Raw genomic sequence first — 5,272 nt, forward strand, 5'->3', positions numbered from 1 at the left:
CCTCACCGCTCTCGCGATCGGCGGCGTCGAACTCCGCCGCGCCGTCGGGCGCCGATCGGGCGGCGGCAGCCCGGGCCCTGGACCAGGACGACTGCTGCGGTGCGGGGACGACGTAGGTGGGGAAACGTCCGATCTCGGCGGCCCGGTCGAGGTCGTCGAGCATCTCCGCCGCGTCCGGGTACCTGTCCTCGCGGCTGCGGCGCGTCGCCCGGAGGACCAGGTGGTCGAGGTCCTCTGCCACGGAATCGGACTGGTCGGACGGGGCGGGGACGTCGGTGTCCAGGCGACGGTAGGCCACGGCGATCGAGTTGTCCCCGCTGAACGGGGGCTCCCCGGTGAGCATCTCGTAGGCGAGGACGCCGAGTGAGTAGAGGTCGGAGCGTCCATCGGTGTCGGTTCCGGAGATCTGCTCGGGGGAGAGGTAGGCGGCGGTGCCCATCACGACACTCCGGGAGGTCGCTCTGGACTCGGCCACCGCACGCACGAGGCCGAAGTCGGCGAGCTTGACGGCACCGGTCGTCGAGATGAGGACGTTCTCGGGCTTGATGTCGCGGTGCACCAACCCGGCCGCGTGAGCCTCGCGCAGAGCGCCGAGCAGTGGGCGCAGTACGGCGGCGGCCGCGTAGGGGGGCATGGGTCCGCGCTCGTCGAGGAGCTCGCGCAGGGTCCCGCCCGGGACCAGTTCCATGACGAGGAAGGCGGTGTCCCCCTCGACCCCCTGGTCGAAGACCTGGACGATGCCCGGGTCGGACAGTCGAGCGGCCGAGCGGGCCTCGAGGGTGAACCGGTCGACGAAGGCCCGATCTCCGGCGAGGGCGGGATCCAACAACTTGACGGCGACGTGACGGTCGAGCCGTTCGTCAGTGGCCAGGTGGACGATCGACATCCCGCCCCGGGCGATCACGGCGTCGAGCCGGTAGCGCCCGTCGAGCACCGTGCCCGGCCCTGGAAGCTGCCCGTCGTGAGTGGTCATGGAGTCCATTCTGCCCGCCGGCGTCGCGATATCGGCATGCGACCGGGCGGCGCGCCCGGCAGGGGTCCCCGCGGTGGTGACCGCCGGGCCTCGCTGGGACTAACGTGGTCGCCGTGAGTACCGTTCCGCATTGTGATGACGTCCTGCCCGGGGACATCGAGACGATCAATCTGCCCGAGGTGTCGAGTCGACTGGGGATCCCGGTCACCCGTGTACACGACCTGCTGCGTGAGGGGGGACTGATCGCCGTCAAGCGTGGCGGCGTGGTGGTGGTCCCCGCGGTCTTCCTGGACGACGACGACGAGGTGGTGCGGTTCCTGCCCGGTCTCGTCTCGGTCCTGCGGGACGGCGGCTACCGCGACGAGGAGATCCTGCGGTGGCTCTTCACGGAGGACGACAGCCTGCCGGGTCGGCCCGCGGACGCACTCCACGGTCACCGCGCCCGGGAGGTCATCCGGCGCGCTCAGGCGATGGCGTTCTGATCCCGCTGGTGGTCCGCCACCACCACCCGGCCACCGCCAGGGAGGCGAGCACCGCGACCCCGGAGAGCACCGGGCTGTAGAGGCTGGTCGATCCGTTGGGTCCTATCGCCATGACCAGGAACACGGTCGTTCCGACCGCGGCGGTGGTGGCTCGTGGCCCCGGCCTCGCCAGAACCCAGAACGCGGCCACCCACACGTAGTACCAGGGCCAGGCGAGCGAGTTCAGTACGACGAAGGCCAGCAGCGCCAGCATGATTCCCCGCAGCGCCGTTCTCCGGTCCCGGCGATGGAGCCACCACACGGCCACCAGCGCCACGGCGAGGACCACCCGCCCGACCTGTCGTGCCACTGCCAGCACGTCCTCGAACCCGGGGGAGTCGGTGACCGCGTGGATGAGATGCGCTGCCGCCGTCGGTGCGCTGAGGTAGTTGATCACCCTGTCGGACACGGCGATCGCGTCGAACCATCCGACTCCGGTACCGGACCCGAGGGTGGTCAGCCCGAGCACGGCCATCGCGACCGCCGCGGCCAGCGCCGTGTCGCCGAGCGCCCTGAGCGTCGGTCTGGCGACAACCGGGTCGTCGCGGCGTCGCGACAGCGTGATCCACAGCAGGAACGGGGCCACGATCACGGCGGTCGCCTTGAAGGCCACTGCGATCCCGATCGCCGCCCCCGCCCAGGTCACGCGACCGTCGAGGGTGAGGACTACCGCCCCGAGGCAGGCGACGAGCGGGAAGATCTCATTGTGCAGCCCGCCCGCCAGGTGGATCACGGCGAGTGGCGACGCGCACGCCAACCAGACCGCGGCCGCCGCGTCGACGCCGGTCCGGCGAGCGGCCATGACGAGCAGAACGGTCAGTGCGGCCAGTGCGGACAACACCGCGACGCGCAGGATGACGATCCCCACCGCCGGGTGGCCGCCGGACACGGCCACCACGCCCCTCATGAGCAGCAGGTGGAGCGGTCCGTACGGAGTGGCGGTCGACTGCCAGTCGGGGCTGACCTCGTCCGAGAACGCGCCCGGGTTGGCCTCGGGACCGAACTCGTAGGGATCGACGCCCGCGGCGGTCATCGCCCCCTGGGCGAGGTACGACCAGGCGTCGCGGCTGAACATCGGCACCGCGGGCAGTGTCGGAAGCGACCACAGCGCAGTGGCCCACACCGCGTCCCGCGTGGGGAGCCGACCGGACAGCGCCCGCGGTCCCAGCGCGAGCCAGCCGCTGAAGAGCAGCGCGATCCCGATCCAGCACAGCGTCAGCGCCAGGATCTCACCGTGACCGAAGGTGAACCCGAGCAGTCCGACGGCGACGGCGGGTCCACCGTCCACCGGCAGTGCCCCGGCGCCGAAACCCCCGAGCGTCAGGAGTGCGGACCCGAGCATCCCGCGGTACAGCGCGGGACCGGAGGGCCCGGTGAGGGCCGAGCGCGCAGAAGAGGTGAGCGAGCGGGCGGCGCGCGTCGGCACCGACGGATCCGACTCGTGGGACGTGACGGCCCCCGGGGTGGGATCAGGCGCCACCGTCACGACCGTCGACGGGTGGCGGCCTCGGCCAGGGCGCGGAGTGTGACCCGACCGTGCTCGCTCACCGCGTCGGACCCGATCGCGTCCAGGGCCCGGACCGTGAAGGTGTCGATCTCCGCCTCGACGGAGGCCACCGCACCGCAGTCCACCAGTATCCGGCGCGCGCGCTCGAGATCGGCGGGGTCGAGATCGGTGCCCAGGACCGAGAGCAGGAATTCCGCCTCCCCGGTCGGCGCCAGCGCCGTACCGCGGGCGAGCAGGAGGGTCCGCTTGCCCTCTCGGAGGTCGTCCCCGGACGGCTTGCCGGTCACCTCCGGATCACCGAAGACGCCGAGCATGTCGTCACGGAGTTGGAACGCCTGCCCCACGGCCACCCCGAACTCGCGCAGCGCCGTGACGGTGCCCGGCTCCGCCCCGGCGAGCGCGGCACCGATGTGCAGGGGCCGTTCGACCGTGTATGCGGCCGTCTTGAAGCGGTTGACCCGGGCCGGCGTCTCCTCGTCGGTCGCACCGGAGGACTCGGCGAGGATGTCCAGCATCTGCCCCGAGAGCACCTCGGTCTTCATGGCGTACCACGGCTCCAGTGCGCGGCCGAGCGCGGTGGGGTCGACGCCCGAGGTCACGAACATCTCGTCCGCCCAGGCCAGTGCGAGGTCCCCGACGAGAATCGCCTGCGACACGCCGTACCGGGCGGGGTCTCCGGACCATCCCAGGTCGCGGTGTGTCGCCTCGATCGAACGATGGACCGTCGGTCGGCCGCGACGGGTGTCCGAGGCGTCCACGATGTCGTCGTGGATGAGGGCGCAGGCCTGGATCAACTCGAGTGCGGCGCAGGCCGTGAGGATCTCATCCGGGACCGTCGCGTCCGCCGGGCTCGCGGCCGACCACCCGGCCAGGCCGAAACGGGGTCGGATCCGTTTGCCGCCGTTGAGGACGAAGTCCGACAACCGTCCCGCGAGGGCGTCGACACGGTCGTCGACCCCTGACACCACCCGCCGCCGCTCGTCGAGATGGCGGCGGAGGGCGCCGAGCACCCGTTGCGCGTCGTCCGGACGAGTCGCCGTGACCACGGTCACCATCCCTTCGGGGCGCCGCCGCCCGGCAGCCCTCGTGACCGTGATCCTAGTCGCCGGGCGGGGGTCGGGACCGGCGCGTGTCGGGCTACCCTGGTCCGGTGACCCAGCTACCCCACCTCGTACCGGCGGGCGGCGACCGACACCCGAGCATCGTGGACCGCATCGCCTCGTCGCGCATCCCCAGGGTGCCGTTCTCCGTGGAGTTCTACCCACCCCGGGACGAGGCCGCGGAGGCCCGTCTGTGGCGCGCTGCCTCGGTGTTCTCCGAATTGGGGGCGGCGTTCGTGTCCGTCACCTACGGTGCGGGCGGCTCCACCCGCGACCGGACCGTCAAGGTGGTGGAGAGGGTGGTGCGGGAGACCGACCTGGTCCCCATCGCGCACCTGACGGCAGTGGGCCATTCGATCGCCGAACTACGCGAGATGATCCAGATGTACGCCGACGTGGGGGTCACCAACATCCTCGCGCTCCGGGGCGATCCCCCCGGTGACCCGCTCGGGGACTGGACGCCGCATCCCGAGGGTCTGCACTACGCGGAGGAGCTCGTCCGACTGATCCACGAGGTCGGTGACCTCCACGTGGGCGTCGCCTCCTTCCCCGAGGGTCACTACCGGGCGCGCGACCTCGATCACGACACCGAGATCCTGCTCAACAAGCTCCGCGCCGGCGCCGAGTACTCGATCACGCAGATGTTCTGGGATGTCGAGCACTATCTGCGCCTGCGGGATCGACTGGAGTCCGCGGACCCGGAGCAGGCCGTCAAACCGGTCATCCCCGGGCTCATGCCGGTGACGAGCCTGCGTCAGGTCCGCCGCATGGTGGAGCTGTCCGGGTGCGCACTGCCGGACGGACTGTCCGACAGGCTGCGTACGGCGGCGGGGGACGGCCCCGAGGAGAACCGTGCCGCGGTGCGTGAGGTGGGGATCGAGTTCGCCACGGAACTCTGCGAGCGCCTGATCGCCGAGGGCGTGCCGTGCCTGCACTTCAACACCCTGAACTTCTCCCGCGCCACCCACGAGGTGCTGGCCAATCTCTCGATGGTCCCGTCGCCGGAAGTGGTGGCGAGCGGGGTCTGACACCGCCCGCTCCGTTCTGTCGCGGGTGCCCGCGCTGTCGCGGGGGCCCGGGCGGGTCAGCGCACGAGGCGGTCCGAGCGGGCGCGGGAGGTCCGGGCGGCGAGGATCGTCCCGATCGACACCAGCAGGGCCGCGCCGATCCC

At 71.6% G+C, this 5,272-nt stretch carries 5 protein-coding genes; 2 read left to right on the forward strand and 3 right to left on the reverse strand.

Annotated features, from left to right (window positions below; translation table 11 throughout):
- Positions 1-973 (reverse strand): protein kinase (locus G6026_RS10340; RefSeq protein WP_241728017.1); only part of this gene is annotated, 973 nt, incomplete at its 3' end.
- A gap of 113 nt (positions 974-1,086) precedes the next feature.
- On the opposite strand from G6026_RS10340, the gene G6026_RS10345 reads away from it, so the two are divergent.
- The gene (locus G6026_RS10345; protein ID WP_182613127.1) at positions 1,087-1,455 is read left to right on the forward strand and encodes an Rv2175c family DNA-binding protein; all 369 of its coding nucleotides are present in this window, start codon (positions 1,087-1,089) and stop codon (positions 1,453-1,455) included.
- Here G6026_RS10345 and mptB read toward each other — a convergent pair.
- Together mptB and G6026_RS10355 are read right to left on the reverse strand one after the other, a co-directional pair.
- Complete coding sequence (mptB, locus tag G6026_RS10350; protein ID WP_309230210.1) at positions 1,424-2,974, reverse strand: polyprenol phosphomannose-dependent alpha 1,6 mannosyltransferase MptB; 1,551 nt, start codon at positions 2,972-2,974, stop codon at positions 1,424-1,426. The genes G6026_RS10345 and mptB overlap by 32 nt on opposite strands.
- A gap of 2 nt (positions 2,975-2,976) precedes the next feature.
- Entirely contained in the window at positions 2,977-4,056 is a 1,080-nt protein-coding gene (locus G6026_RS10355) for a polyprenyl synthetase family protein (RefSeq protein ID WP_107756205.1), read from the reverse strand.
- A gap of 95 nt (positions 4,057-4,151) precedes the next feature.
- On the opposite strand from G6026_RS10355, the gene metF reads away from it, so the two are divergent.
- The gene (metF, locus tag G6026_RS10360) at positions 4,152-5,129 is read left to right on the forward strand and encodes a methylenetetrahydrofolate reductase [NAD(P)H] (RefSeq protein WP_182613128.1); all 978 of its coding nucleotides are present in this window, start codon (positions 4,152-4,154) and stop codon (positions 5,127-5,129) included.
- Positions 5,130-5,272: the final 143 nt, after the last annotated feature.

The organism is Dietzia sp. DQ11-38-2 (assembly GCF_014145055.1).
Taxonomy (GTDB): domain Bacteria; phylum Actinomycetota; class Actinomycetes; order Mycobacteriales; family Mycobacteriaceae; genus Dietzia.